This window comes from Actinomyces oris, from assembly GCF_001553935.1.
Taxonomy (GTDB): domain Bacteria; phylum Actinomycetota; class Actinomycetes; order Actinomycetales; family Actinomycetaceae; genus Actinomyces; species Actinomyces oris_A.
In genome coordinates this window covers 2,701,746-2,727,554 of sequence record NZ_CP014232.1, presented here as the reverse complement: position 1 = coordinate 2,727,554, position 25,809 = coordinate 2,701,746, and the positions used below count along the sequence as shown (strand labels likewise).

Below are 25,809 nucleotides of genomic sequence, written 5' to 3'. Positions count from 1 at the left end.
CATCGAGGAATTTCCTTTTGGAAAGACTGTGCGAGCACAGACAGGACCGGTTCCACGGAAATGGAACCCATTAGCCGTGAAACCGGTCCTGTGAGCGCTGAGATGAGGTGGTTACTCCCCCGCGTGGTAGACGCCGTCGGAGCCCAGACGGGCCTCAGGGTCGAGCAGCATGGCGGCCTCGACCTCATGCGGGTCGCGCTGCTTGGACTCCTCCCCCAGACGACGGCCCTGAACCTGCTCGAACAGCGGGGCCCGACCGATCATGCCTGCGCGGCGGCGCCTAGTGCCGGCGGCCAGGCGGGCATTGGCTGAGGCCAGCCAGGCGTCAACCGCCTCCTGGCCCTCGGCCTGCCGCAGGGCGGCCTCGAAGGCACCGGGGTGGACGATCGCGATGAGGCCGGAGACGTGTCCGAAGCCCAGCGAGGTCAGCAGACCGGCTCGCACCGGGCCGGCGCCCGGGACGCGCCCGTCCTGGCCACCACGACCGGCCAGACGGATGGGCCTGCGCGGCCACACCCAGAAGGCGTCCTTGGCCAGGGGGGCGTCCACAACGTCCAGGGAGGCGTTACCGGGAGCCACACCGGAGGCGAGGATCTCGGTCAGGCCCGCGACCTGGAAGACGGCGGCACCGCCCTTGGCGTGACCGGTGATGGTCTTCTGCGAGACCGCCACCAGCGAGTTGCCCTCGGAGCGTCCCAGGGCGCGCGCCAGACGCGTGTGCAGCTCGGACTCGTTGGGGTCGTTGGCACCGGTGGAGGTGTCGTGCTTGGAGACCAGTGCGATGTCGTCGGCCTCCACGCCCAGGGCCGCCAGGGCCTTGGCCAGGCGCGAGCTGCGCCCGCCGCGGCCGGCGCCCAGGGCGCCCAGGCCGGGTGCCGGGATCGAGGTGTGGGCACCGTCGGCGTAGGAGGAGACGAAACCGACCACACCGGACACCGGCAGCCCCATACGGGCCGCCACGGAGCCACGGGCCAGGATCACCGTGCCGCCGCCCTCGGCCTCCACGAATCCGCCGCGACGGCGGTCGTTGGCGCGTGAGAAGTGGCGGTCGGAGATGCCCTTGGCGCGCATGGCCGCGGCCTCCGCGGTGGCGTTCATATTGCCGAAGCCGACGACCGACTCGATCGAGATGTCGTCGATGGCGCCGGCCACGACGACGTCGGCCTTGCCCAGGGCGATCTTGTCCCAGCCCTCCTCAATGGAGACGGCTGCGGTGGCGCAGGCGCTCACCGGCTGGACCATGGCGCCGTAGCCGCCGATGTAGGACTGCATGACGTGGGCGGCCACGACGTTGGGCAGGGCCTCCTGGAGGATGTCGCTGGGACGCTCCTCCCCCAGGAACCGGCCGACGAACATCTTGCGCATCGACTCCATGCCACCGAACCCGGTGCCCTGCGTGGAGGCCACATCGGAGGGGTGGACGGCCTTGAGGAGCTCGGCCGGGGTGAAGCCGGCCGACAGGAAGGCGTCGACGGCGGTGACCAGGTTCCAGGAGGCGATCGGGTCCATGCCCTGGGTCATCGAGGCGGGGATGCCCCAGCGCTCCGGGTCGAAGTCGCGCGGGAACTGGCCGCCGACCGTGCGCGACAGCGCGGCGCGTCGCGGCACCCGGGCCAGTGAGCCGGCCAGTCGGGTGACAGTCCACTCGCCGGTCTCGGCGTCGGGAACCACGAGCGTGTGCTCGGGGTCGGAGGCCTCGATGGTGCGGGCCGTGGCCTCGTCAGGAACCGACAGGGTGATGTCGCGGTCGAGGTAGACGGTGACCTCCTCGTCGGCGATCGGCGCGATGACACCGTCGTCGACGAACTCGCGGATACCGCAGCGGGCCACGACCTCGTCGCGGTAGCGCTCCAGGATGTCGGACTCCTCGACCATCTCTCCGTCGGTGTCGTACCAGCCGGCCTTGGGGCTGTCCTGCCAGGTGAGCAGACCCATGCCCCAGGCGAGCTCGAGGACGCCGGCGGCGGTCAGGTCGACGTCCTCCCCGCCGCTCATTCCCAGCTCGGCCTCGCGGCGCGTACGGCCCGATCCCCAGGTGGAGACCTCTCCGGTGGAGATGATGACCACGAGGTCATCCAGGTCGGCGCTCACCTCGCCCCACTGGGGGGCGGTGGGCTGGGTCGGCACCACCGGGGTGGGCAGGGCCTTGATGACGGCTGGGGCCTCGGTCTCCTCGGCGGGCGCAGCGGCTTGCGCGGCGGCGTTCTCACGCAGGGCCACCAGGTCGATGTCGTCACCCAGTCCCCCCGTGAGGTCGGCGTTCACCGGGGCCTGAGCCGCCTGGGTGCGCACCTCGGTGGTGCACAGGCCGGTGAGTTCGGAGGCGATCTCCTCCGTGGTCCAGGTGCGCACCCCGGCTGCCTCGACAGCGGCGACGAGCGGGTCGTTACCGCCCATGAGGCCGGTGCCCTTGACCCAGCCGATGCGCGGGTGGGCCAGGGTGACGCGCTGGGCCCAGGCCCGCTCCGAGGACCAGCGGTTGACGATCGCGTCCAGGGCGGACTTGACCTCGCCGTAGGCGCCGTCACCGCCGAAGGTGCCCCGGTTCGGGGAGCCGGGCAGGACCACGTGCAGACGGTGGTCGACGTGGGTGTCGGTGCCGATGGCGCTCAGAGCGGCGATGGTGCGCTCCACCGACCACAGCAGCAGGCGGGTCTGGGACTCGGCCGCCGGGCCGGCGTCGGCCAGCGTGCCCGAGACGCGCGGCGCGGCGAAGGGGAACAGGAGGGTGGGAACCAGGGCCTCCTTGACGACCTTGGTGGAGCCGCCGGAGGTGACCACCTGGTCGTTGCCGATCCACTCCGCCAGAGCGTCGACGTCTCGGTAGGAGGACAGGTTCGCGGGAACCATCCACAGCTTGGCGCCGGCCGCGGCGTGCTCGCGGTACAGGGTGGTGGCGAACTCGAGGCGCTCGTGGGTCAGGCGCGAGCTGGTGGCCACCACGGTGGCGCCACCGGCCAGCAGCTCCCCGACGACGGCCGCGGCGATGGACCCGGGGGCCACACCGGTGACGACGGCGACGTCCTCGGACCAGCGCACTGTGGCGTCACCGGCCTGCGGGGTCTTCGGCGCGGCCTGGGCGATCGCAGTCAGGACGGCGGTGCGCTCGGCGCCGTCGGCCAGGTCGGAGGCCTTGGCCTGCTTGGCCCACCAGGTGGCGTGATCGGCCACTGCCTGTCCCAGACCCACGAAGCGCTCGGGGGCCAGAAGCCGGCGGGAGGCGTCCAGGTCGGTCTCGCCGGAGCCAAGGCGGGCGACGTCCTCACGGGCCGTGGCCCAGCGGTCATCGATGAGGACGGCGCGCTCAGGGGCGAAGGCCGGGGTGACGGACTTGACCCATCCGGCGCCGAGCTCGGCGTCCAGGGCGGCCATGGCGGCCCGGGTACGGGAGGCCTCGTCATCGGCATCAGCCGGGACAGTGGCCTTCTCGGCCAGCCCCAGGGCGTCCAGGAGGGTGCGGGCCGTGGTGGCCAGGACACCCTCGGAGCCGGTGACGCTCTGGGCGAAGGCGTCCAGGGCCGCGGAGTCGACCACTGCGCCCCCGGCACCGCCGGCACTCGGCTTGGCGACGCTCACACCGTGGTCGGCGGCGACGGCCTGGACGGCGGAGTCGATGAGGGAGTCCACGGCGCTCGCACTGGTCAGCGGGGCCGAGGAGCCCAGGGAGGCCAGGTCCTCGCCGCGCATCGAGGCGCCCTCCCGGGTGCCCAGGAACAGGGCGGCGGTCACGTGAGAGACCCAGCCCTGCCCCAGTCCCCAGGTGCCGGTGACGCGGTCGGCGATACGGGAGGCGCGCACGCCGGAGGGGCCCAAGAGGCGGCCCAGTCCCACGCGGATGGCCTCGGTGAGGACCGGACCGAAGGCCTTGTAGCCGGGGGCGCCCTTGGCGACCGTGGCGGCCAGGGCCGTCATGTCGGCGTCAGCGGCACCGTCGATGGAGGCGAGCTCGAGCTCGGTGCCCAGGTCCATGAGGAGCTGGTTACGGCGCGAGGAGACTCCGTTAGTGAGCGTCTCGGTGGTGTCCGTGGCGCCGATCTGCTCGGGGCGGATGCGCGAGGCGTGGGCCAGGAGCACCGTCAGGGCGTCGGTCGCACCGAAGGGCAGGTCGTCCACCGGTCCGGCTGCGGCTGGAGCCGGACCAGCGGGTGCGGCCTCGGCCGCGGGGGCGGGAGCCTGCTCGGCAGCAGCGGCCTGCGCGGGAGCCTGGGCCTCAGCAGCCGGCTCCTCGGCGGCCGGGACGTCGAAGTCCGGCTCAGTGAGCTCGACGGCTGGGTCGGTGTCGGTGGCCAGCACCCGGGCCTCGTCGCGACGAGCGTTGTGCACGGTGACGTGGCGCCCGGCGTGCTGGGGCAGACGCAGGGTGTTGGTGGCCAGGTTCGCCAGGGTGGGTGAATTGGCCAGGCCCACCTCAACGATGTGCTCGATCCCCAGGCCGCCCTCGCTCGGGGAGGACAGCAGGACCTCCTGGGTCTCGATCCAGCGCACCGGAGAGGCGAACTGCCAGGCCAGGAGCTCTACGAGCAGGACTCGGGCCAGCTCGGTGGGGCGCTTCACCCAGGAGTCCCAGTCGGCCAGGATCTCCTCAACGGGCTCGGAGGGCACGACCTCAAGGATCGAACGGGCGAAGTCCTGGGTCAGCGCGAAGGGCCGGGCCACGAGGTTGGGAACGTAGTGGCCCACCAGGCGCGCGACATCCAGGTCCTCAGGGACGAGCTCAAGCAGGCGGCCACGGAACTCCGGCACGCCGGGGCGCAGCACCTCGGAGTGGAAGGGCACGTCGATGCCGGGGACGAACATGAAGGGGTTCTTGCCCCCGCGGGCCTTGGCCTTGGCACGGGCGTCCGCGGCCAGGGCGTCCAGGCCCTTGATCGTGCCGGCCACGGCGTACTGCACGCCGGCCAGGTTGTGGTTGACGATCTGGAGGAACTCGCCGGTGGCCTCGGAGATCGAGCGCACGTAGGCCTCGACCTCGTCGGCCTTGATGCCCGCCTGGTTGGGGCGCAGCGCGCCCATGCGGTAGTTCGAGGCGCCATCGGCGTCACGGGGCACCAGCGAGTGCATGGTGGAGCCACGCTGGAAGACGATCGAGATGGTCGTCTCCACGGGCATGACGCGCCCATAGGCGCTCAGCGCCGTGTACTCGCCCAGGGAGTGGCCGGCGAAGGCGGCGCTGTCCACCAGGGCACCGGCCTCGGCCAGGCGCGCAGTGGTCGCCATGGCGACGGTGGCCAGAGCCACCTGGGTGAACTGGGTGAGGTTGAGCAGGCCCTCGGGGTGGCGGTAGGTGACGCCGCGGGCGGTCATCTCGGTGGGGTTGTCGCGCACCAGGTTGATGACGGAGAAGCCCAGCTCGGCACGGGTGTGGGCATCGGCCCGCTCCCAGATCTCCCGGGCGGCCTTGGAGGAGTTCATCTCGTCCAGGCCCATGCCGGGGGCCTGGATGCCCTGGCCGGGGTAGACGTAGGCGGTGGGCTCGGGCGTCGTCACGGCAGTGCCGCGGGAGACGACCTCGCCGTTGATGCGGCAGACGACCTCCAGGACGTAGCCGCCGCCGACCACCAGTCCGGTGCGCTCCACGGTGATCTCGACGTCGTCGCTCAGCTCGACCGGACCGGTCATGACGTAGGTCCAGCCGGCTAGGACGTGGCGCGAGCCGTCGGCCGCGGTGGAGGCCGCCACCTGCTGGGCAGTGGCCGACAGCCACATGCCGTGGACGAGCGGGGCCTCCATGCCGGCCACGTGGGCGGCGTTGTAGGAGGTGTGGATCGGGTTGAAGTCACCGGTGACCCGGGCGAACGCGGTCATGTCCGCGGGTGCTGTGACGGTGGTGCGGCGCAGGATGCGGCGTGCGGCCGGGGCCGTCTCGCGTCCGGTGCCGCCGGCGAGCTCGGGGGCGCTGGGCACGGCGTTGCCGGAGGCGCGGCCGCGGATGGCGAAGCGCTCACGCATGAGTGCCACAACGGTGCCGTCGGTGGCGTCGGTCAGCTCCAGGCGCACGTCGACGACGCGGCCGGCGCTGGACTCCTCCAGTGCGGCGACCCAGCCGGTGACGTTGATCGTGGGGCTGGTCGTGGCTGCGGCCTCCTGGAGCTGGTGGAGGGTGAGGTGCAGGTCGATGGTGTGGTCCAGGTGGACGGCACCGAGCAGGCCCTCGATGAGCGGCATGCCGTCCTCGACGACGCTGCCCAGGGCGGCGTAGACCACCGGCCAGCAGGGGCCGAGCAGGGCGTCAGGCACGAAGGGCGCGGCGGACAGGTCCGATGGCAGGGCGTCGGCGGTCACCGAGGCGTGGTCGTGGCCCAGGGTGCTTGCCAGGGTGAAGGAGCCGTGGATGGTGCCGAAGGGCTGGGTGGTGGGGCGTCCCAGGACGTCCGTGGCCCCGGCCTGCGCGGGGCGGACCTCGGGCAGGTGGTCGACGTCGTCTCCCGTGATGGACACGGCCCCCACGCCGGCGGTGGCCCGCAGCAGGTCGTTCATCGTCTCGCTGATGCGCTCGGGGTCGACCAGTGGAGCGGCACCGTCCCAGGCGCGGGCCAGGCGCAGCGGCACGACGAGGCGGCGCACGGCGTGGATCTCATCTCCGCCGGGAGTGCCGTCCCAGTGGGTGTCGAGGCGGATGTCGAGGTCGTAGGCGTCCTCGGCCACGTCCGGGCGGGCGACGACGTTGTAGGCGTCGTCGTCCAGGACGGTGGCCGGGTTGACCGTCAGGTGGCCGTTCCACAGGACGTGGGGGGCCACCTGGACGAGTTCCTTGGCGTCGGCCACGGGAGCTGCCAGGACGCCGTCGGCCACGGCGGGGGCTGCGCCCAGGCGGCCGGCGGCCTCCTGCTCACCCGTGCCGGCCTCCTGGAGGGCCTCGACGGCGGCGGTCTCGAAGCGGCCCAGCAGCTCGCCGACCGGCTCATTGATGGTGGTGATGCCGGCAACGGCGACCGGACCGGGGATGATGCGCACCTGGTCAGCGGTGTAGCGCGGGTCCTGGGACTGCCACAGGGAGTCGGTGCCCCACCAGCGCAGGATGTCGGCGTCGACCACGGGCACGAAGGGCACGGGCTTGGGGTGCTTGCGGCACAGGTCGACGAACCAGGCGGCGTCGACGGGCTCCACCAGGGTGGAGGCGGCCGACGGGTAGTGCTCGGCCAGTGCGGCCAGGGCGGCGTCGGAGTCGATGACGGCGTCGTAGTCGGCGAAGAGCGTGGGGATCTCGCCGTGGTCGGCCCGGCTCAGGCGGGCCTCGATGCGGTGCAGCAGGTCGATGAAGCGGTCGTACCAGCCCTCGTCCGCCCAGTCGGCGCGGGTGGCGCTGCGCCCCTCGTGGGGGGCGACGCACAGCTCGGCGTAGCGGGTGGCCCACTGAAGGTAGGTCATCTCCTCCACGTCGCCGAAGTAGGGCTTGGCGGTCTTGGCCAGGGCGTCGATCATCTCCTGGCGGCGTGCGGCCATGGCGGCCTCGTCACCGGCTAGCTCCTGGATGAGGCGGGAGGCCCGGGCCGAGGAGTTGTCGATCTCGTAGAGGTCGGCGCGCAGGTGGGACAGTCCGGAGGTCATCCCACCGATGGACTCCCCGGAGGCGACCCAGCCGCCCTCGACCCCGGAGTCCTCGGGGATTCCAGGGGTGTCGACGAGGAGCTGCTTGACGTCGTCGTTGGTCTTGGCCTCCAGGCAGGTCATGGCGGCGGTGCCGATCATGACACCGTCGACGGGGGCGGCAGCCGTGCCGTAGGCCTCGGCCCAGCGGCCGGTGAGGTAGTCGGCGGCGCGGGTGGGCGTACCGATGCCGCCGCCGACGACGAGCACCACGTTGGTCACGGCGCGGATGGCGTCGTAGGTGGCCAGGAGCATGGTGTCCAGGTCCTCCCACGAGTGGTGGCCACCGGCGTGTCCGTCTTCGATCTGGATGATGACGGGGCTGTCGGGCACGGCGCGGGCGATGGCCAGGACCTGACGAATCTGGTCCACGGTGCCGGGCTTGAAGGCGATGTAGGGGAAGCCCTCGGCGTGGAGGCGCTCGAGCAGGGCGGTGGCCTCCTCGAGCTCGGGAATCCCGGCGGAGATGGTGATGCCGTCGATGGGGGCGCCCCCGGCGCGGGCCTTGGACAGCAGGCGCTGGGTCCCCAGGTGCAGGTTCCACAGGTAGCGGTCCATGAACATGGCGTTGAAGGCCGCGGTGCGCCCGGGCTCGAGGGCCTTCTCCAGGCCCTGAAGGTTCTCGGTCAGGACGGCGGGAGTGGTCTGGCCCCCACCGGCGAGCTCGGCCCAGTAGCCGGCGTTGGCGGCGGCCGCCACGATGGCGGGATCCACGGTGGTGGGGGTCATTCCCGCCAGCAGCACCGCACTGCGCCCGGTCAGGCGGGTGAAGGCGGTGTCAAGGGTGAGGCGGCCGTCGGGCAGGCGAGTGATGCGCGGGGCGAAGCGGGAGCGGTCGACGCCGGGCCGGGGGGCCGCGCCGGTGCGGTCGAGGTCGTCAATGGCCTTGGCGGTCCCGGCGGGCACGACGGTGGTGCCGGTGCCGGCCACGACGCCCTCGGTGAGACGGACCAGGACGTTGCCCGGCCCCAGGTCCAGGACGGTGCGCACCGGTGCGTCCGATCCGGCTGCGAGGGCCTCGGTGACCAGACCGGGCCAGTCGACCGGGTCGATGAGCACGGCGGTGGCCAGGTCGCGGGCGAGCTTCTCGTTCAGGCCGCAGGCGGCCGCCCAGGCGGCGACGTCGTCGACGGCACCGGCGAGCAGCGGGGTGTGGAAGGGGACCGAGGTGGTGAGGAACTCGGTGACCGGGGCCAGCACGGCACCCCCGCGACGGCGGTCCTTACGGGCCTTGGCGCTGCGGGCGGCGGCGGCCTCCAGCGCGGTGACGACGGCCTCGAGGTCGGCCGGGCGCCCGGAGAGGATGTGCGCCTGACGGCCGTTGGTCACGCCCACGGAGATCCGCTCCGAGCCGGGGACTCGGGCCAGGACGGCGTCGAGCACGCTGCGGGTGACGCCGCGGACCGAGAGCATGGGGGTGGACTCCCCCACCGTGCCCAGGTCGAGGCGGCGGGTGGTGCGGGTGGCCGCCGCACCGATGAGGCGGGCTATGGCGTGGACCTCGATGACGCGCTCGCGCTCGCCGGCCTGCACGGCCTGGAGCAGGCTGACGCCCAGGACGCCCTGGGAGTGGCCGATGGCGCTCACCGGGGCGTGGGCGACCGGGTCGATGCCGGCGCCGGGCAGGGAGGCTAGGGCGGCGTGCTGGGCCACGAGGATGCCGGGCACGGAGACATCGGCGCCGTCGGCGGTGGTGCGGTGCTGAGGGGAGACCGGGGCCGCCTCGTCGTCCAGGAGCCTCGAGCCGCGCGGGGTCACGGTGAGCAGGTCGGTGGATACGGGGGCCAGACGCTCGGCCACGGCCCGGTCGACCGCCACGACGTCAGCGGCCAGGGCGTGGTCCAGGGAAACCAGGTCGGCCAGCGTCTGGCGCCAGGGGGTGGCCTGGCCGCCGAAGGTGATGATGTAGGGCTCGCCTCCGCTCAGGCGCTCAGCGATGGTGGTCGCGGGGCTGGGGGCTTGCGAGTTCGTGTGCACGGTAGTGGTGTCCTTCGGTGTTGCGACGGCGCGGTCGGCGGTCTCGGAACGGTTACCTGAACTGGTGTCGGGTGAAGTCGGGGAAGACGATGGAGGCGGTGGCGAGTGGGTCTCGGAGCCGGAGTCAGAGGGGGATGTTGTCATGCTTCTTGGGGGACTCGGGGCGGGCGTCGTTCTTGGCGCGCAGCGCGGCCAGGGAGTCGACGATGACGTTGCGGGTCTCCTCGGGGGCGATGACGGCGTCGATCTCACCGATGGCCACGGCCTTGTCGGGGTTGATGACGGCGTCGGTGTACTCGGCCACGAGCCGCTCGTGCTCGGCGGCCGCGGCCTCCTCCCCCTGCTCGTCACGAACCTTGGCCAGGTCGCGACGGTGAATGATGCCGACGGCTCCGGCAGCGCCCAGGACGGCGATCTCGGCTCCCGGCCAGCAGAAGTTGAGGTCGGCGCCGATGGCCTTGGAGCCCATGACGATGTAGGCGCCGCCATAGGCCTTGCGCAGGACGATCGTCACCAGCGGCACGGTGGCGGTGGCGTAGGCGTTGATGACCTTGGCACCGCGGCGAATGATGCCGGCGTGCTCCTGCTCGGCTCCGGGACGGTAGCCGGGGACGTCGACGAAGGTGACCACTGGCAGCCCGAAGGCGTCGCAGAAACGCACGAAGCGGGCGAGCTTCTCGGAGGCGTCGACATCCAGGGTGCCGGCGTCCACCAGCGGCTGGTTGGCGACGATCCCCACCGGGTGGCCCTCGAAGCAGGCGAAGCCGACCACGACGTTGGGAGCGAACTCCTCCTGGACCTGGACGAGCTCGCCGTGGTCGACGACGGCTGAGACCACCTCGACGACGTCGTAGGCCTGCCGGGTGGAGGCCGGGACGATCTCGCCGACGCTGCGGGCGGCCTCGGCGTCGGCCTGGGCGTCGGCGTCGTCGTAGGCGTACAGGGGAGCGCTGACCTCGGATGAGGAGGGCAGGTAGGCCAGGAAGGTGCGGACCTGCCCCAACGCGTCCTCCTCGTCGTCGGCCACGTAGTGGACGACGCCGGAGACGGAACCGTGGATCTGCGCACCGCCGAGGTCCTCGGCGCTGATCTGCTCACCGGTTGTGGCGCGTACGACGTCGGGGCCGGTGACGAACATGTGGGAGGCCTGGCGGGTGGCGATGACGAAGTCGGTCAGGGCCGGGCTGTAGACGGCGCCGCCGGCACAGGGCCCCAGGATGACGCTGATCTGCGGGACCAGTCCGGAGGCGGCGCAGGTGCGGTTGAAGATGCGCCCGTACTGGCGCAGGGCTCCCACGCCCTCCTGGATCTTGGCGCCGCCGGAGTCGATGAGTCCGATGACGGGGATGCGTAGGCGCAGGGCGTCGTCCAGGAGGCGGACGATCTTGTCCCCCTCGATGGTGCCCAGGGCGCCGCCGGAGACGGAGAAGTCCTGGGAGTAGATGGCCACCTGGCGGCCGTCGATCTGGCCGAAGCCGGTGACGACGCCCGAGGGGCGGGCCTTGTCGCCGGCGCCCGAACCGGAGTAGCGGCCGATCTCCAGGAAGGTGGAGTCGTCGAGCAGGTCGTTGATGCGCTCGCGGGCGGTGCGCTTGCCCTTGGCGTGCTGGCGGGCGGCGGCTCGCTCCTCGGCCTCCCGATCGACGCGGGCGATGCGCTGGCGGAAGGCAGTGGTGGCGACCGAGTCGGCCATGGTGGTTCCCTGGGCCGGTGTCTCGGCAGGTGCTCCGGGACCGGTGATGGGGGCGGTGGTCACGGTTCAGGCCTCCTCGGAGTTGTTCTCGGGGGTGCTCATGCGCACCAGGACATCCCCTGCCGAGACGGTGCGACCGGCGCTGACGGGGATCTCCGAGATGGTGCCGTCACTGGGTGCGTGGACGTAGTTCTCCATCTTCATGGACTCCAGGACCACGAGCAGGTCGCCCTGGCAGACCCGTTGGCCCGGCTCCACGCAGATACGGGTGACGATGGCCTGCATGGGCGCAGCGATGACGCCGGGCTCACCGCCGGCGTTCCCGGTCTCACCGGGGGCTGTGCCTCGAGGTGAGCGGGTCGCGCCAGAACGGCCACGCAGGGGCTGGGCCCGGTTGCTGCGGGCGCTGAAGCCTCGTGCCGGGTTGGAGGGGGCGAGGATTCCGTCGGGCAGGGTCAGCTGCATGCGGCGGCCGTTGAGCTCGATGATGTAGCTGGAGCGGGTGCGCGGGTTGGCGACCGTCTCCGCCGAACCGTCGGTCTGCGACGTCGCCGCGGCGTCGTCAAGATCGGGAAGCACCTCCTTCTCGATCCACCTCGTGGTCACGGCCAGCCGCCCGGCCTCGTCGGGGGCGGTGAAGTCGGGGCGGGTCAGGACCTCGGAGTGCAGGGCGGTGCACACGGTGACGCCTTCGACCACCGTCTCTCGCAGGGCTCGTCGGGCTCGGGCGATGGCCTGTTCCCGGCTGGCGCCGGTGATGATGATCTTGGCGAGCATCGGGTCGAACAAGGGGGTGACGACGTCGCCCTCGGTGACTCCGGACTCGATGCGGACCCCGGGGCCGGCCGGCCAGCGCAGGCGGGTGATGGCACCGGTGGAGGGGGCCAGTCCCCGGGAGGGGTCCTCACAGGTGATGCGCAGTTCGAGGCTGTGGCCGCGGGGCTCGTTGACCTGTCCGAGGTGTCCGCCCTGGGCGATGCGCAGTTGGACCTCGACCAGGTCGGTGCCGGTGACCTCCTCGGTGACGCAGTGCTCTACCTGAAGACGGGGGTTGACCTCGAGGAACCAGACATCGCCCTCGGGGGTCAGGAGGAACTCGCAGGTGGCCACCCCGACGTAGTCGACCGTCTCCAGGAGGCGACGGGAGGTCGCGACGAGACGGTCGTGAACACCCTCGGGCAGGAAGGGCGCGGGAGCCTCCTCGAGGAGCTTCTGGTTGCGTCGCTGCAGTGAGCAGTCGCGGGTGGACACGACGGCGAAACCGCCGTGGCTGTCGCGAGCGCACTGGGTCTCGACATGGCGTGCGGCTGTGACGAACCGCTCCAGGATGAGGGTCCCGCCGCCCTGCGCCGCGGACTCGAAGGCCGGGGTGGTCCTGACCTCGTCGTCGTTGTTCAGGACAGTGATGCCGCGTCCACCACCGCCGTCAGTGCGCTTCAGTGCGACCGGGTAGCCGTGGGTTGCGGCGAAGGCGATGACGGTCTCCGCGTCGGTGACCGAGTCGGTGATGCCGGGCACCGGGGCGACCTGGGCCCGCTCGGCGGTGGCTCGGGCACTCATCTTGTCCCCGAGGGCATCCATGGCCTCAGGCGAGGGCCCGACCCAGGTGATGCCGGCATCGATGATGGAGCGGGCGAAGTCGGCGTCCTCGGACAGGAACCCGTAACCGGGGTGGATGGCGTCTGCGCCGGTGGCACGGGCCATCTCGAGGAGCGCCGCCGCATCAGTGTAGGACGACCCCTCGGGCAGTGCGTAGGACTCATCGGCGAGCTCTGCGGCAGGGCTCATCAGGTCCTCGGGCGTGTACGGAAGGATCGACGTCGCTCCGAGATCGCGGGCGGTTCGCACGATACGCAGTGCGATCTCGCCACGGTTGGCGATGAGGATACGCGAGAGGGTCACCAAGAGTCTCCTTACCTGGACGGTGCCGGGCTGGCGGCGGGCCCTCCTTGGGCCGGCGGGGTGGATCCGTGCTTTCCCTACAATCGTCGAGGGGCGGGTCCACTGGACTATGACGTTACGTGGTCAGGACACCACATTCCATTTGTGGAAACCTCACAAAGACTGAGAGTTGCGTTGGTGTAACAATCGAGACCCCAGTAATGAGGCGGCATAACGGGGGCCTTGTAAAGGTGCTTCCCACCCCTCGAATGCCTTTGAGGTTTCCCACAAGCCCAACGTGGGCGGGGTGGCTTCACGCATCGGCTGCCACATCTGCATCACGAACACCTCCTCCAACAGGGCGTCGATGCCGGTCGCGGGCAGCGCCCTGCGGCGTCGTCAGTGTCAGCCGCGAGCGTCATGGCGGTGCGAGGAGGCCGCCTCGCGCAGCTCGCAGATGGCGGCCAGGGCGTCGTCGGCCCGGTAGACGGCCGACCCGGCGACGAAAACGTCCGCCCCGGCCTCGGCCGCGCGCTCAATCGTCTGGGCGGTGATGCCGCCATCGACCTGTACTCGCAGGTCGAGCCCCCTGGCACCGACCAGTTCGCGCGCCCGGCCGATCTTGGGCAGCATCGACTCGATGAAGGACTGGCCCCCGAAGCCTGGCTCCACGGTCATGAGCAGGAGGAGGTCGAACTCCCCCAGGACATCGGCGACGGCCTCCAGGGGGGTGGCGGGCCTCAGGGCGATGCCCGCGCCGGCGCCGAGCCGGTGGAGCTCGCGCGCCAGACGCACCGGCGCCGTCGTGGCCTCGGCGTGGGGGGTGACAATCTGGCAGCCGGCCTCGGCGTAGGCCGGCGCCCAGCGGTCGGCGTCGCGGATCATGAGGTGGGCATCCACGGGCAGCGAGGAATGGGCGAGCACCGCCTCGACTACCGGCAGCCCCCATGACAGGTTGGGCACGAAGTGGTTGTCCATGACATCGACGTGAATCCCGTCGGCGCCCGGGGCGCCGACGTCGCCCGTGACCCGGTCGAGCTCGTCGGCCAGGTGGGCAATGTCGCAGTTGAGGATCGAGGGGTGGATGGCCGTCATCGGGATGCTCCTCATGATGCGCTGGTGTGGTTGGTCAGTCAGCTGGTGCGGCGCAGCAGGGCGCAGAACATTGCGTCGGTGCCGTCGAGGTGGGGCCAGAGCTGAAGCGCCTCCCGGTCGGATCCGGCCGGCGGATGAGGGGCCAGGCGGGTGGCGACGTCCCCGGCGTGCAGGGGCTCGGTGCGCAGGCCCTCGCGCTCCAGCAGCCGCGTCACGTCGCGCACCACGAGGGTCGTCTCCAGGGCGTGCGGGGAGCAGGTCACGTAGGTCACCACTCCCCCGCGCCGCACGGCACGCAGGGCACTGGCCAGCAGCTCGCGCTGAAGCTCGGCCAGAACGGTGACGTCCTGCGGCTGCCGCCGCCAGCGGGCCTCGGGGCGGCGGCGCAGCGACCCCAGACCCGTGCAGGGAGCGTCAACCAGGACCCGGTCGTAGGCGCCAGGCTCATCGCGCCCGAGGTCACGTCCATCACCGCAACGCACCCGGGCGACGTCCGGCGCGATGGCTCGCAGGGCCGAGCGCACCAGGTCGGCCCGATGGGGGCTGACCTCATTGGCCAGCAGCTGGGCGCCCGTCTGCGCGGCCCTCGCGGCGAGCAGGGCGGCCTTGCCACCGGGCCCGGCGCACAGGTCGAGCCACCGCTCATCGCGGCCCTCCACAGGGGCGTGCGCCGCAACGAGTGCCACCAGCTGACTGCCCTCGTCCTCGACCCCGGCCCGGCAGTCGCGGATCGCCTCGATCCGGCCCGGATCTCCCCCAACCATGACGACGGCGAGGGGACTGATCCTGCCGGGACGCGGCTCGACGTCGTGAGCCCGGTCGGCCTTGCGGGCGGCCTTGGCCAGCGCCTCCGGGGCGATGAGGCCGGGCCTGGCACACAGGGCCACTTCGGGGTCGGCGTTGTCTGCGGCCAGAATGGCCTCGAGCTCCTCGTCGCTGCGGCCGTGGGTGACCAGGGCCTGACGCAGCGCCTTGACGATCCACTCCGGGTGCGACTGGGTGCGCGCCAGGGCGGCCGTCTTATCGGGCGCGTCCCGGCGCAGCTCATCCATCCAGGAGTCCAGGTCCCGCCCACTGAGGCGACGCATGACGGCGTTGACGAAGGTGGCCGCGCCGCGTCCGCAGGAGGTGGTGGCCAGGTCCACGGTGGTGCTCACTGCGGCGTGCTGGGCCACCCTCATACCCATGAGCTGGTGGGCCCCTAGGCGCAGGACGTCGAGCACGGCCGGATCGATGCGCTCCAGGGGGCGGTCCGTGCAAGCGGCGATCATCGCGTCGTAGCGCCCCTGGAGCCGCAGGGTCCCGTAGGTCAGGGCAGTGGCGAAGCCGGCGTCACGCCGATCCAGGTCAGCGGTCTCGAGCAGCTCGGGCAGAAGGAGGTTGGCGAAGGCGTCATCGCGACGAACGCGGGTCAGCACCTCCAGAGCCACTTCACGTGCCGAGTCAGATCGGCCCCGCGCCGAGCGCGTCGATGCACCCGCCTGCGGGCCGTCCTGCTTGAAGGAGCGCCGGCCCCGGCCCTGGCCGCGCCCACCCTCGTGGTGACCGCCACGCCCGCTTCGCCTGCCGCCTTGCTCCCGGTATCTGCCGTGCTCGTTGCCCTGTCCGCGGCCTGCACCTCGTCGACTCTCCTTGTGGCCGCCCGACGCGCTCCGGCGTGCCGATCGCTCCCCCATCAGATCGTTCCCTCAGCGTCGTCGTTCCTGGAAGAAGAGTCCCCCAAGATGGCGCCCGCCTCCGGGCGCGCTCCCCTGGCCCAGGCGTCAGCGGGCATCCAGCTGCGCCCGGCGGGTGCGACCTGCCCCAGACGGACGGCACAGCCCCCGGTTCCCGCGAGAACCTCGTGCTTGGTGGCGCGCAGCTGGCCGGGCAGCAGATCGGTGACCTCCGGGACCAGGGTGACCGGGCCCAGACGGAACCTGGCCCCCTGATAGGTGGTGTGGGCACCCGGTGCCGGACTGACGCCCCGGATCCGACGATCAATGGCCAGCGCCGGATCCTCCCAGCGGATCCGGCCGTCGGCCGAGGAGAGCATCGGGGCCAGCGTGGCCAGCGCATCATCCTGCGGCTCCGGACGCACGCTGTCGTTCTCGATGCGGCGCAGCACATCGAGGACCAGGGGCGCCCCGGCCTGCGCCAGCCGCTCGAGCAGGTCCCCACTGGTGTCCCGACCGCTGATGGCCTCCGTGAGTCGGCCATAGACGGGACCGGTGTCGAGCCCCTCCTCGAGGCGGAACACGCATGCCCCAGTGACCTCGTCGCCTGCGATGACCGCCCGCTGGACCGGTGCGGCTCCGCGCCATGCTGGCAGCAGCGAGAAGTGGAGATTCAGCCAACCGTGCTCTGGTACCTCCAGCAGATCGGCCGGCACCAGGCGCCCGTAGGCGACCACGACGGCGACGTCGACCTTGAGAGCACGCACCCAGTCCCGCACATCTCCGGCCTGCTCGCCCTTGAGGGTGGCTGGAGTGCGTACATCGAGCCCCGCGTCACGAGCCACGGCCGCCACCGGAGAGGGATGCAGCGTCCGGCCGCGTCCCTTGCGAGCGTCGGCACGGGTGAGGACCCCGACGACGTCGTGCTCACTGGCGATGAGGGCCTCCAGGGTAGGCAGGGCTGCCTCTGGGGTTCCGGCGAAAAGCACACGCATGCGGCCGAGTCTAAGGGGCGACGTCACCCGGCGCGGGGTTCAGCGCCGGCCCGGCGTGGGGAGCAGGCCTAAGGCGATGAGCTCGGCGCGCAGTCGTCCTGAGCCGGTGAAGTGATGGGTGCGTAGCCCCAGCCGACCAGCCGCCTCGATGTTGACCCTCGAGTCGTCGATGAACAGGGTGCTGGAGGCCACGAGGTCATAGCGGTTCAGCAGAAGGTCGAAGATGCCCGGGTCGGGCTTGGCCAGGTGCTCGTGCCCGGAGACCACGATGCCGACGAAGCGCTCGAGCTGGGGAACCAGGAGCCTGGCTGCCTCGAAGGGGGCGGCGTCGAAGTTGGTCAGTCCGTACAGGGCCACGCCTTCCTCGAGGAGTTCGTCGAGCAGGTCCGCCATCCCGGGAACGGGGCCGGTCAGCGAAGCGGCGAAGCGCTCACGGTACAAGGAGAGGATCTCTGCCCAGTCGGGGCGGCCGGGGTGAGCCCGAGTGCAGTCGGCGAGTACCTGTTCAAAGGGCTCCCCTCGGTCCAGTCTCTCGTTCCACGACAGGAACCCGCCATCGACCACGAACTCCTCCCAGGCGCTGGTCGAGACGTATCCGGCGACGGCCGCCATGGGCTCCCAGGCGTACAGGACGTTGCCGTAGTCGAGGACAACGGCACTCACAGGGGCCGAGGGGATGGCGGCCTTGCGGTGCGGGGGCAAGGCATTCACGTCCGGCATCATCCCATGCCTGCCTCACTGGGGCAGGCGGCTCCGACTGGGTCGGAACTCCGCTGACGTTTGTACGTCATCTACTGATGTCGGGCCGCCTCAGCCGAAGGCTGGAAGCGTTCAACGGTGCCTCATGAAGCGATGAAGTACTTGGTGGGAGCAACATCACGCCTCGATGGCGACCACTCAATCAACCTGTTCTGAACTTCTTTTTACCAGGGAGTTTTCAATCGTCGAGCATCCTGGTACGCTCGTACCAATCCGGTACGGGCGTACCACTTCGACAGTCAGAGCGCGTGACGCGCGTCATGATCCACATCGGCGACACAGTGCTGTGTCAGAGAGGGAGTCATGGATTTTTCCGTAGATTCCGAAATCGGGAAGCTGCGCCAGGTCATTCTGCACAGGCCCGGTAACGAGATGCTCCGACTCACTCCACAGAACAAGGACCACCTCCTGTTCGATGACGTGCTGTGGCTCGAGCGGGCCCAGGAGGAGCACGACCAGTTCGCACGAGTGCTGACCGACCGCGACATCGAGGTGCTCTACCTCAGCGACCTGCTGGCCCAGACCCTCGAGGTGCCCGAAGCCAGGCAGTACGTCCTGGACCGAGTCGTCAACGAGAATACCAACGGCCCCAGCGCCGCCGAGCCGCTGCGCGCCCTGGCTCAGGGGCTGTCCGGGGCCGAGCTGGCCGAGGTGCTCGTTGCCGGGATCACGAAGGCCGAGCTGCTCGAGCGCACCTCCTGCCCGGACTCGCTCGTGCTGGCCTCCATGGAAGACGACGACCTGCTCCTGCCGCCTTTGCCCAACCACCTCTTCACCCGCGACACGTCCTGCTGGATCTACAACGGCGTCTCCATCAACTCGATGATGATGCCGGCCCGGCAGCGCGAGACCATCAACTACGAGGCGATCTACCGCTGGCACCCTCTCTTCGCCGGCTCCGACTTCCCCGTGTGGTCAGAGGGCACACAGGCCGGCCCTGCCACCGTCGAGGGTGGAGACGTCCAGATCATCGGCAACGGCGCCGTTCTGGTCGGCGTCTCCGAACGCACCACCTCACAGGGCATCGAGAGGCTCGCCAGCCGGCTCTTCGCCGGAGGCAAGGTGAACCGGATCGTCGCCGTCGAGATGAACCGGACCCGCGCCCAGATGCACTTGGACACAGTGATGACCATGGTCGACGTCGGCACGTTCACCATCTACGGCGGCCTGGGGAAGCTGCCAACGCTCACGCTGCGCCCGGACGGTGACAAGCAGATCAGCGTCACGCGCAACGCCCCCGAGGACATGTACCGCGTCATCGCCCAGGCCCTGGGTGTCGACGAGCTCAACGTCCTCATCACGCCCCAGGACTCGATGGCCGCCGCCCGTGAGCAGTGGGACGACGGATCCAACTCCCTGGCCATCGCCCCCGGTGTCATCGTTACCTATGAACGTAACGTCAACACGAACGAGTACCTTACTTCCCATGGCATCGAGGTCCTGACCATTCCCGGCTCAGAGGTCGGTCGCGGTCGCGGTGGTCCACACTGCATGAGTTGCCCGACCCTGCGGGACCCGCTTGCCTGAGTCGGCCCTGGCCGACACACAAGAAGAACTATCAGTACATCACCACACTGGACGAAGGAATCCTCATGTCCCACCCCCTGCACAACCGCAGTTTCCTCAAAGAGCTCGACTTCACGGCTGAGGAGTGGAGCTCCCTGCTTGAGCTGGCCGCCCAGCTCAAGGCGGACAAGAAGGCCGGCCGCGAAGTGAAGCGCCTGGCCGGTAAGAACATCGCTCTCATCTTTGAGAAGACCTCGACGCGGACCCGCTGCTCCTTCGAGGTGGCCGCCTACGACCAGGGCGCACAGGTCACCTACCTCGACCCCTCCGGATCCCAGATGGGCCACAAGGAGTCTGTGGCGGACACCGCCCGGGTGCTGGGCCGCTTCTACGACGGCATCGAGTTCCGTGGCAAGAAGCAGGAGCACGTCGAGGCCCTGGCTGAGCTCTCCGGCGTCCCGGTGTGGAACGGACTGACGGACGAGTGGCACCCCACCCAGATGCTCGCCGACCAGCTGACCATGCTGGAGCACGCCGACAAGCCGATCGAGCAGATCTCCTTCGCCTATTTGGGCGACGCGCGCAACAACGTTGCCAACTCGCTGCTCATCTCGGCGGCCCTCATGGGGATGGACGTGCGGATGGTGGCCCCCAAGGAGCTGCAGACCTCTCCCGAGGTGGTGGCTCAGGCCGAGAAGCTGGCCAAGGACAGCGGCGCCCGCATCCTCATCACCGACGACACCGCCCAAGGGGTCAAGGGCGTCGACTTCCTCTACACCGACGTATGGGTCTCCATGGGTGAGCCCAAGGAGGTCTGGGACCAGCGCATCGCCCTGCTCACGCCCTACCAGGTCAACACCCAGTTGGTGGAGGCCACCGGTAACCCTGACGTGAAGTTCCTCCACTGCCTGCCTGCCTTCCACGACCGCAACACCACGGTCGGTGAGGACATCTTCGCCAAGACCGGCATGGAGGGCCTGGAGGTGACCGACGACGTCTTCGAGACCGAGCGCAACGTCGCCTTCGACCAGGCCGAGAACCGTATGCACACCATCAAGGCTGTGATGGTCGCGACCCTGGGAAACTGGGACTGAGTTGTGAGAATCGTTGTCGCCCTCGGAGGAAACGCCCTGCTGCGTCGGGGGGAGAAGCCCGACGCCAGTACCCAGATCCGCAATGTCGAGATCGCGGCCCACGAGCTGGCCAAGCTGGCGGAGAAGCACGAGCTGGTCCTGACTCACGGCAACGGCCCCCAGGTGGGGGTCCTGGCCCTGCAGTCCGCCAATGACGAGCGCCTCTCCGAGCCCTACCCCTTCGACACCCTCGGTGCCCAGACCCAGGGCATGATCGGATACTGGTTGCTGCAGGCCATGCAGAACGCCCTGCCCGGTCGCCACGTGGCCGCCATGGTCAACCAGACCCTGGTGATGGCCGGCGACCCGGCCTTCTCCAACCCCACCAAGTTCGTCGGTGAGGTGTACACCAAGGAGGAGGCCGAGAAGCTGGCTGAGGAGCGGGGCTGGGTGGTCAAGCCCGACGGCGAGCACTACCGCCGCGTCGTCGGCTCCCCCATGCCGCAGCGCGTCATCGAGACCCGCCTGGTGCGCACCCTGCTGGATGCCGGTGCGATCGTCGTTTGCTCCGGCGGCGGCGGTGTCCCCGTCGTCCGTAGCGAGGAGGGCAAGCTCAAGGGTGTTGAAGCCGTCATCGACAAGGACCTGACGGCGTCGGTCATGGCTGAGGCCCTGGAGGCTGATGCGCTTCTCATCCTCACGGACGTTGATGGAGTGTTTCAGGACTTCGGGACTGAGAACCAGAAACAGGTTCCGAGGGCGACGCCGGCAGAACTGCGGTCCATGGGACTTCCCAGTGGTTCCATGGGACCAAAGGTCGAGGCGGTGTGCCAATTTGTTGAGTTGACCGGTGATATGGCGGCAATTGGACGTCTTGAGGACGCCGTTTCCATCATTGAGGGCCAGGCAGGGACTATCGTGACTCCCGGAGGAAACTACGGGGGCCCAGACGATATCCATCCCCCAATTCCCGAGCAGCTTGACACGCGCATCCGCAGGGCCTGACCGGCGCAACGGTATCGGTCTTTCAAGGAGGTGGTGAAAACCCTGAACCCACAATGACCGTGCCACGGTTCAGCGATCATTCTTATCTTCAGATACTCCTATGGCCACTTTGCGGTTCCTTCAGAGTAGAATGACAGTGTTGAACCATAGACACATCACCTGTCTTCATTCACGCATCACACATCGAGCACAAAGGAGTGAATTACTCATGACGAAGATCGTCAACTCTTGGAACGACTTCGACCCTCTTAAGCGTGTCATCGTCGGACGCGCCGACTTCTCGGTTATTCCTCCCGAGGAGCCCGCCACCTCTGAGAAGGTGCCGATCGACTCCGAGATGCGCGGCATGTGGGGCCCCCGCCCCACCGCCACCGTCGAGGCCGCCAACGAGCAGCTCGACAACTACGTCAAGATCCTCGAGGGTCTGGGCGTTCAGGTGGACCGCCCCACGCCGCTGCAGTGGAACCAGGCCATCCAGACGCCTGACTTCCGCACGGAGTCGGGTTTCACCCAGATGCCCCCGCGTGACATCCTGCTCACCATCGGTGACGAGATCATGGCGTCGGCCAACTCGTTCCGCTGCCGCTACTTCGAGTACCTCGCCTACTGGCCCCTCATGAACCAGTACTTCGAGGAGGACCCGGAGTTCAAGTGGACCCAGGCCCCTCGTCCGCGGCTGACGGACAAGTCCTACAAGCACAACTACTACGACGAGCGGATCTCCCTGGAGGAGCGCCTTGAGCGCACCGCCGCCAAGGACTTCGTGACCACTGAGGTTGAGCCGATGTGGGACGCCGCCGACGTCATGCGCGTGGGTAAGGACCTGTTCATCCAGCACGGTCTGACCACCAACCGCAAGGCGATGGAGTGGTTCAAGCGCTACTACCCGGACCTGCGGGTGCACGCGGTGAACTTCCCCGGCGACCCCTACCCGATCCACATCGACGCCACCTTCGTGCCGCTGCGGCCCGGGCTCATCATCAACAACCCGCACCGCCGCCTGCCCGAGGAGCAGCGCAAGATCTTCGAGGCCAACGACTGGCAGATCGTCGACGCCGCTCCCCCGGCCCACGAGGTTCCGCCGCCGCTGTGCTACTCCTCGGTCTGGCTGTCCATGAACTGCCTGGTCATCGACCACAAGACCGTGTGTGTCGAGGCCAGCGAGGTCCACCAGATGGAGCAGATGGACAAGCTGGGCATGAATGTCATCCCGGTTCCCTTCCGCGACGCCTACGCCTTCGGCGGTGGTCTGCACTGCGCAACGGCCGACGTCTACCGTGAGGGTGGCTGCGAGGACTACTTCCCCAACCAGGTTGCTGACCCGACTCTGGTCTGATCTCAAGGGTGCGGGGCGGCGGCTCATGCGACCGGGCTGCCGCCCCGCACCTTTCCCGGCTCTGCTCTTCTCAGCGCGGTCAGCGGACACTCCATAGGACTGGCAAGACCCACCTGACCGCGTGAGACCCGGCAAGGATGCCGGTCTGTCGCGCACGCCGGGGGAGAACTCAGGAGACACAACTGCCATGTGACAGACATCGTCCGCTGAATCCTCTGTCACAGAGCACGTCATGAACAAGAAGCTGGGCGCCATCGCCATGCTTCTCTCCGCCACTGGGATGGGGCTCGTCGGCACCATCAGTCGTGGCACGACCGCTGGCCTCGCTGACGCCGACAAGTCCGTCATCGGTTCGTTCCTGACCTTCGGGCTGGATCTGTCTGCCACAACGCCTGAGTTACCTCAGAAGAGCCTGGGAGATCTTTTGGGCCTGCTATCCGGCGTTTTTTACGGCCTGGCACTGTTCTTCTACGGATACCGCAAGGATGTTGACTCGATCGTCCGCGGCGTGTGGAACTTCTTCTGGGCCGCCTGCGCGACGCTGGTGATGTCCATCGTCTTGCGTCCTTGGCACGGCGTTTCCACCTTCACCGCCACCAACTGGATGTGGGCCGTGGCCCTCTTCCTCGTCTGCGGCCTCTTCGCACTGGGATTCCTAGTCGTTGCAGGGCGCAACCTGCCCGCCGTTGAGTACTCGACGATCTCCTACTGGGAGTGTCCGTTCGCCATTCTGTGCGGCCTGCTCGTCTGAGGAGAGAAGCTCACACCCATGGGGATGATCGGCGGACTGCTCATTGTCGGCGGTGGATTGGCTCCGATCATCGTGGATGCCACCTCCCGGAAATCACGCGCCTCCACGTCCTGATCCTCCTGTGATCCTGTCTGCCTACGTCAAATCCCAGCGGGCAGACAGGATCGCGGGTAGAATCATCAACGTCTCACCTTGGGATGACTATTACATCATCGTCGACATCCACCGAGCCGGAGCCATAGGCTATGAACACCTCCCACTCAGGAAGCACGAAAGACCATCATCTGGATTCAGAACGAAGTCTCGCACTTAGGCGTGCAGCAAAGGCGAGCTTCATCGGCAACTTCATTGAGTGGTTCGACTATGCCTCGTACGGATATCTGGTTACCGTCATTGGTCACGCATTCTTCCCCGCCGCTGACAAATCAATCCAGTTGCTCTCGACATACGCAGTGTTCGCGATGTCTTTCATTCTGCGCCCGATCGGAGCCGTCGTATGGGGGGCATGGGGAGACCGCTGGGGACGCCGTTGGGCACTGTCGTGGTCGATTCTCATCATGTCCGGATCGACATTCTTTATCGGTCTCCTTCCCACATACTCGGTCATCGGGATGGCGAGCGCCATCGGCCTGCTCGTCCTGCGAATGATTCAGGGATTCTCCGCCTCCGGTGAGTATGCAGGCGCTGGAACCTTCCTGGCCGAGTACGCCCCTCCGGCTCGACGCGGTATCTACACGTCGCTGGTTCCGGCTTCTACCGCCTGTGGCCTGCTCGCCGGCTCTCTCATGGTGACGGGCATGTTCTCGGTCCTCAGTGAGGATGCCATGAACACCTGGGGGTGGCGAGTCCCCTTCCTTCTGGCCGGGCCACTGGGTCTCATCGGTCGCTACATCCGGGTACACCTGGAGGACTCTCCCGCCTACCAGGAGATGCGTGCGGAGATGCCACAGGAGCAGAAGGCGACCAGCTGGTCCGAGCCACTGCGCTTGCTGCTGCACGATCACCTGCACAAGACCCTCATCACCTTCGGAGTCTCCTGCCTCAACGCCGTTGCCTTCTACATGCTCCTCACCTACATGCCGACATACGTTCACGAAGAGCTCGGGTTCTCCCAGGACACCTCCACTCTGGCGACCTCCGTCATGCTGGTCGTGTACATCGCCGCAATCTTCCTCATGGGGCACCTGTCGGACTCCTTCGGGCGCCGTCGAATGCTTATCGCCGCTTGCGTCGCATTCATTGTGCTCACCATCCCGTTGTTCATCGTGATGACGAAGGCTGCGGGCATGCTCGTAGCGGTCATCCTGTGCCAGATCATTTTCGCTATAGCGTTGACGGCTAATGATGGAACTCTGGCCACCTTCCTGGCTGAGTCCTTCCCAACCAACGTGCGCTACTCGGGCTTCGCCCTGTCCTTCAATGGGGCCAACGCGCTTCTTGGCGGAACGACGCCGTTCATCGTCACGTGGCTTATCAAGATCACCGGCTCTCCCCTGGCGCCGGCGGTTTATCTCACGGTGATCGCACTGATCGCCATGGTGGCAATCTTCCGATCTCGTACGATTCATGGGTCGGAGCTGACTGAGGAGCAGGCTCAATCCGAAGTCTGACCCACTCACTCCCACTCACTGAGAGCAATTGGCAACAGGTCGAATATAGCCTACTTCGTTACGAGGCCATGATCATCGTCTTCTTACGGACTTCACCGTGTTGTCGTCGTAAGATGATGGGTATGGCTAGTACTGATGCAGATGCCGCTGGAGACGCAGCGAGTAGTGATGCTCCCGTACCCGCAGGCTCTCGAGCAGAATCGCGAGTGACACCGCGAGGAGAGGACCGTCGTCAGGCCATCATCGAAGCCGCGGCGGCCATCATCCGTGAGTCAGGACCTTCCGCGATCAGCCATCGCGGTGTCGCCAAGCGAGCCGGGTGCTCCTTGTCCGCGACAACCTACTACTTCAACGGCTTGGAGGATCTCCTCCATCAGGCGGGGCTGGTCAACATCGGTTTGTGGGCATCTCGGGCGGAGCATGTCGCCGACCGGGTGGAGGCCTTCAAGGGCGTTCCAGATGTCCCCCAGCGGGTGCGGTTCATCCTCCAAGCGACCCTTCCCGCCCATGGTGCCTACTTCGGGCACTATCTTCAACTCATCTCAGCCAGCCAGGCATCTCCGGTCAAGCACGCCTACCGTCAGGGGCGGCAACGTCTCAATGCCGCTCTGCGCCGTGTGCTGCGCCAGTTCGACAGCCCGCTCGAACCGGAGATGGTGATCGCTATCGTCGATGGTGCCGCTGTGACCGCCCTCAGTGAGGGGTGGAACGTCAAGGCCACCGCCGCTGGACTCTTGACGGATCTCATCTCCCTGGCCCATGGCGTGCCGCCATTCCAGGCGCCAGGTGCCACAGTGGTCTCCTCTTCAACTCCTACGGCTCACGCGACACTGTCCGCCACGGTTGAGTCGAGCAGCTCAGCTGGCTAGGGCTCGGCGGGCTGATC

At 68.6% G+C, this 25,809-nt stretch carries 14 protein-coding genes; 7 read left to right on the top strand and 7 right to left on the bottom strand.

All coding sequences use genetic code 11. The features are described 5' to 3' along the window. Positions 1 to 111: 111 nt before the first annotated feature. The 7 genes from AXE84_RS10965 to AXE84_RS10935 all read right to left on the bottom strand — a co-directional run bounded on the left by AXE84_RS10965 (position 112) and on the right by AXE84_RS10935 (position 17,603). A complete protein-coding gene (locus AXE84_RS10965) occupies positions 112 to 9,564 on the bottom strand; it encodes a type I polyketide synthase (protein WP_081093163.1) in 9,453 nt (3,150 codons plus the stop codon). 124 nt (positions 9,565 to 9,688) lie between these two features. Continuing rightward, the gene (locus AXE84_RS10960; protein WP_236750225.1) at positions 9,689 to 11,257 is read right to left on the bottom strand and encodes an acyl-CoA carboxylase subunit beta; all 1,569 of its coding nucleotides are present in this window, start codon (positions 11,255 to 11,257) and stop codon (positions 9,689 to 9,691) included. Between the two features lie 66 nt (positions 11,258 to 11,323). Continuing rightward, complete coding sequence (locus AXE84_RS10955; protein ID WP_060957895.1) at positions 11,324 to 13,159, bottom strand: acetyl/propionyl/methylcrotonyl-CoA carboxylase subunit alpha; 1,836 nt, start codon at positions 13,157 to 13,159, stop codon at positions 11,324 to 11,326. Between the two features lie 384 nt (positions 13,160 to 13,543). After that, positions 13,544 to 14,233: a ribulose-phosphate 3-epimerase gene (gene rpe, locus AXE84_RS10950; protein WP_060957894.1), complete on the bottom strand. Its 690-nt coding sequence runs from the start codon at positions 14,231 to 14,233 to the stop codon at positions 13,544 to 13,546. A gap of 38 nt (positions 14,234 to 14,271) precedes the next feature. Then, positions 14,272 to 15,663 carry an RsmB/NOP family class I SAM-dependent RNA methyltransferase gene (locus AXE84_RS10945; RefSeq protein WP_060957893.1) on the bottom strand — a complete coding sequence of 464 codons (1,392 nt, stop codon included), beginning with the start codon at positions 15,661 to 15,663 and terminating at the stop codon, positions 14,272 to 14,274. Between the two features lie 245 nt (positions 15,664 to 15,908). Further along, positions 15,909 to 16,883 carry a methionyl-tRNA formyltransferase gene (fmt, locus tag AXE84_RS10940; RefSeq protein WP_060957892.1) on the bottom strand — a complete coding sequence of 325 codons (975 nt, stop codon included), beginning with the start codon at positions 16,881 to 16,883 and terminating at the stop codon, positions 15,909 to 15,911. A 39-nt stretch (positions 16,884 to 16,922) separates the two neighbouring features. Further along, the gene (locus tag AXE84_RS10935; RefSeq protein WP_236750057.1) at positions 16,923 to 17,603 is read right to left on the bottom strand and encodes an HAD family hydrolase; all 681 of its coding nucleotides are present in this window, start codon (positions 17,601 to 17,603) and stop codon (positions 16,923 to 16,925) included. Positions 17,604 to 17,945: 342 nt separating this feature from the next. On the opposite strand from AXE84_RS10935, the gene AXE84_RS10930 reads away from it, so the two are divergent. The 7 genes from AXE84_RS10930 (at position 17,946) to AXE84_RS10900 (ending at position 25,792) form a co-directional block, all read left to right on the top strand. Further along, positions 17,946 to 19,169 carry an arginine deiminase gene (locus tag AXE84_RS10930; RefSeq protein WP_010615247.1) on the top strand — a complete coding sequence of 408 codons (1,224 nt, stop codon included), beginning with the start codon at positions 17,946 to 17,948 and terminating at the stop codon, positions 19,167 to 19,169. A gap of 65 nt (positions 19,170 to 19,234) precedes the next feature. Continuing rightward, positions 19,235 to 20,242: an ornithine carbamoyltransferase gene (gene argF / locus AXE84_RS10925; protein WP_060957890.1), complete on the top strand. Its 1,008-nt coding sequence runs from the start codon at positions 19,235 to 19,237 to the stop codon at positions 20,240 to 20,242. Positions 20,243 to 20,245: 3 nt separating this feature from the next. After that, entirely contained in the window at positions 20,246 to 21,226 is a 981-nt protein-coding gene (gene arcC / locus AXE84_RS10920; protein ID WP_060957889.1) for a carbamate kinase, read from the top strand. 208 nt (positions 21,227 to 21,434) lie between these two features. Further along, entirely contained in the window at positions 21,435 to 22,562 is a 1,128-nt protein-coding gene (locus tag AXE84_RS10915) for a serine/threonine protein kinase (RefSeq protein WP_004564867.1), read from the top strand. A gap of 232 nt (positions 22,563 to 22,794) precedes the next feature. Beyond that, complete coding sequence (locus AXE84_RS10910) at positions 22,795 to 23,313, top strand: hypothetical protein (RefSeq protein WP_236750056.1); 519 nt, start codon at positions 22,795 to 22,797, stop codon at positions 23,311 to 23,313. Positions 23,314 to 23,558: 245 nt separating this feature from the next. Then, the gene (locus AXE84_RS10905; protein WP_060957888.1) at positions 23,559 to 24,923 is read left to right on the top strand and encodes an MFS transporter; all 1,365 of its coding nucleotides are present in this window, start codon (positions 23,559 to 23,561) and stop codon (positions 24,921 to 24,923) included. Between the two features lie 206 nt (positions 24,924 to 25,129). Next, on the top strand, positions 25,130 to 25,792 hold the full coding sequence (locus AXE84_RS10900; RefSeq protein ID WP_081093162.1) for a TetR/AcrR family transcriptional regulator: 663 nt from the start codon (positions 25,130 to 25,132) through the stop codon (positions 25,790 to 25,792). The last annotated feature ends 17 nt before the right edge of the window (positions 25,793 to 25,809 follow it).

Excerpts from the sequence above, each read along its gene's own strand:
- AXE84_RS10960 (WP_236750225.1), bottom strand. The coding sequence starts at position 11,257 with ATGGCCGACTCGGTCGCCACCACTGCCTTCCGCCAGCGCATCGCCCGC.
- rpe (WP_060957894.1), bottom strand. The coding sequence starts at position 14,233 with ATGACGGCCATCCACCCCTCGATCCTCAACTGCGACATTGCCCACCTG.
- fmt (WP_060957892.1), bottom strand. The coding sequence starts at position 16,883 with ATGCGTGTGCTTTTCGCCGGAACCCCAGAGGCAGCCCTGCCTACCCTG.
- AXE84_RS10935 (WP_236750057.1), bottom strand. The coding sequence starts at position 17,603 with ATGCCGGACGTGAATGCCTTGCCCCCGCACCGCAAGGCCGCCATCCCC.
- AXE84_RS10930 (WP_010615247.1), top strand. The coding sequence starts at position 17,946 with ATGGATTTTTCCGTAGATTCCGAAATCGGGAAGCTGCGCCAGGTCATT.
- argF (WP_060957890.1), top strand. The coding sequence starts at position 19,235 with ATGTCCCACCCCCTGCACAACCGCAGTTTCCTCAAAGAGCTCGACTTC.
- AXE84_RS10915 (WP_004564867.1), top strand. The coding sequence starts at position 21,435 with ATGACGAAGATCGTCAACTCTTGGAACGACTTCGACCCTCTTAAGCGT.
- AXE84_RS10910 (WP_236750056.1), top strand. The coding sequence starts at position 22,795 with ATGAACAAGAAGCTGGGCGCCATCGCCATGCTTCTCTCCGCCACTGGG.
- AXE84_RS10905 (WP_060957888.1), top strand. The coding sequence starts at position 23,559 with ATGAACACCTCCCACTCAGGAAGCACGAAAGACCATCATCTGGATTCA.